Source organism: Actinospica durhamensis (assembly GCF_018139695.1).
Taxonomy (GTDB): Bacteria; Actinomycetota; Actinomycetes; order Streptomycetales; family Catenulisporaceae; genus Actinospica; species Actinospica durhamensis.
The window spans coordinates 1-1876 of sequence record NZ_JAGSOG010000538.1 but is presented as its reverse complement, the minus strand read 5'-3'; the positions used below and the strand labels follow the sequence as shown (position 1 = coordinate 1876).

The 1876-nt window shown below is 71.2% G+C and carries 2 protein-coding genes; both read right to left on the bottom strand.

The window, feature by feature from the left end:
• Window positions 1-290: 290 nt before the first annotated feature.
• Entirely contained in the window at window positions 291-1112 is an 822-nt protein-coding gene (locus KDL01_RS40835) for a polysaccharide deacetylase family protein (protein WP_212534094.1), read from the bottom strand.
• A 286-nt stretch (window positions 1113-1398) separates the two neighbouring features.
• The coding region (locus KDL01_RS40830) for a Rossmann-fold NAD(P)-binding domain-containing protein (protein WP_498038007.1) at window positions 1399-1876 on the bottom strand (478 nt) is incomplete at its 5' end.

The following is a 1876-nucleotide window of genomic DNA, read 5'->3' as shown; positions in this document are numbered from 1 at the left end:
CTCCGAAATCGAGGGCGTCGCGATCCGCGCCGCCTGACACCCAGCACCCAGCACCCAGCACCCAGCACCCAGCAATCAGCAATCAGCAATCAGCAATTGTCGCCACAGCCACAGCCACGCATACGGGATCGCAGTTGGTCAGCTGCGGCTGTCGCCCGGCACGTCGGCCGGATTCTGGTCAGGCCGTCGTCCATTGTGCGGAGAGAGCGGTGGCGGGGGTGCCCAGGCCTACGTCGCAAGCAGAACATAGATACTCTCACCTCGTCCCCTGGGCGATCGGAATGCGTCGGCTAGACCGCGGCGAAGACGAAGCCGCGCTCGAGTAGCGCTGGGATGAAGATGCGCAGGGCTGCCACGGTGTTGGAGCGGTCGCCGCCGCCGTCGTGCTCGAGGATGATGTCGTGCGGGCCGGTCTTGCGCAGCACGGTGTTGACGATGTCCCAGGTGTGTACGTGCGCGGTGTCCCAGTCCTGCGGGTCTACCGACCAGCCCAGCGGGGTCAGTTCGCGCGCGGCGCAGCCTTCGAAGACGGCGGGGGTCCAGTAGCCGTAGGGCGCGCGGAAGATCGTCGGGGTCTGGCCCGCGTTGGAGAGCGCGTCGTTGCAGCGGTCGATCTCGGAGATCACCCGCGCGGTGGAGTAGCTGCGCATGTCCGCGTGGTCCCAGGTGTGGTTTGTGATGGTGTGGCCGGCCGCTGCGACCTCGCGCACCAGCGAGAGGTTGCTTCCGATCTGGCGCCCGATCATGTTGAACGTCGCCTGGATGCCGTACTGCTGCAGGATGTCGAGGACCTGCGGCGTGTAGACCGGGTGCGGCCCGTCGTCGAGGGTCAGCGCGATGCCCATCGGCCCGGCGTCGTCCACGTAGTACTGCGGCGCCGCGAGCCGCTGCGCCGGAGTGGGCACGCCCGTGACCCCGTCCGGGGGACGGTCCGTCGTGTCCGAGCGCGACGCATCGTCGCCGGCACCGGCGCCGGCCCGGCCCTCGCGCGGCGCGAGCCCCATGCCGAGCAGCGTGATCGCTCCCGCGGCGAACAGGCGCCGCGATATCTTCCCGTGCGACGCACCGCCGGGGCTCTGCTCATCGGGGGCATCGTGCGGTGGTTCTGCCACACCAGCACCCTTCCCACTCAAGCGCCCGGTGCATCACGCCGGTCCGCCGGTCGCGGAGTGCCGACGCTCAGACTTGCTCAGACTTCACCCGATCGGCCGACCGAGCGCGGGGGTCCGCGACCCCGGCGAGCCTCTGCCGGGGTCGCGCGGGTCTGCCTCATCGGCCTCGTCGGCCGGGTCGGCCGGGCCAGCCTCGTCGGCCGGGCCAGCGCCGTCAGCCGGGTCAGCCTCGTCGGCCGGGCCAGCGTCGTCGGCCGGGTCAGCGTCGTCAGCCGGGTCAGCCTCGTCAGCTGTAGGCGCCGGCGGCGATGTCTTCGAGCAGGGTCGGCCCGGAGGGGGTCCAGGCGAGCAGGGCGCGGGTGCGCTCGCTCGAGGCCGTCATGCTCTGGGCGAAGAAGTGGCCGATGAAGCCGAAGTGCTCCTCGGCGTCCCCGGGCGCGATCGAGGCGACCGGTAGGCCGAGGGCGGAGCCTAGGGCCTCGGCGATCGCGCGGGTGGTGACGGCTGGCTCGGCGACCGCGTGCAGCCGGGCGGCGGCCGGGGCACGCTCGAGCCCCAGCCGGATCAGCCGCGCCGCGTCCGTTCGGGCCACGGCGGACCACCGCGCCGAGCCGTCGCCGATGTAGCCGGAGAGCCCTAGAAGTCCGATGAAGATCTCTGTTCTGGCCCGGCCGCGCAGCGGTTGGGCCAGAATGCTGTCATGCAGGGTGAGTGGACGGGTGAACTGGCAGGTCCCGACGTGTGGGTCACGTGTCGGGAGCTGA